Source organism: Sphingobacterium bovisgrunnientis, assembly GCF_009829085.1.
Taxonomy (GTDB): Bacteria; Bacteroidota; Bacteroidia; order Sphingobacteriales; family Sphingobacteriaceae; genus Sphingobacterium; species Sphingobacterium bovisgrunnientis.
This window is the reverse complement of the sequence record NZ_WUQY01000116.1, coordinates 1-538: the sequence shown is the minus strand read 5'-3', so window position 1 is coordinate 538 and position 538 is coordinate 1. Positions and strand designations below refer to the sequence as shown.

The 538-nt window shown below is 34.9% G+C and carries 1 protein-coding gene; it reads right to left on the bottom strand.

All coding sequences use genetic code 11. The features are described from left to right. Nucleotides 1-305: 305 nt before the first annotated feature. Nucleotides 306-538, bottom strand: a 233-nt coding sequence (locus GOQ16_RS18480; protein ID WP_160070433.1) for a hypothetical protein, incomplete at its 5' end; no start/stop codon positions are given.

Sequence of the window (538 nt, the reverse complement as noted above, 5' to 3'; positions counted from 1 at the left end):
GCAAAACATTCAGGTTGTTCCATATAAACTTCCTCATCGAGATCCCCATTCAAGAATGCCGTCTTGACATCTATTTGGTGAACATGCAAGTCATGTATCGAAACTAGTGCAAATAATATCCTTATCGATGTTATTCTAGCTACCGGTGCATATGTATCAAAATAATCTATTCCTTCTCTTTGTCGATATCCTTTAGCTACTAATCTAGCTTTAAAGGTATTTAGAGAACCATCAACATTGTATTTTCTCCTGAATACCCATTTACATCCAATAGGTTTGGATCCGTGTGGTAAATCGACAAGCTCTCAAGTATTATTTGACATTATTGAATCCATTTCATCTTTGATTGCATCTTTCCAAAACATGCTATCACGAGAAGTCATAGCTTCTTTATAAGTTTTAGGATCGATTTCCACATGTAGAACAAATGGAATTGTTCTTACGACATTCAATTCATTTCCTTCTACTAAGTAGAAGGAAATGCGTTGAGAATCAATTTCATCTGGTCCTAAAGACTTCTCAATTTGAGTTCTTTTGC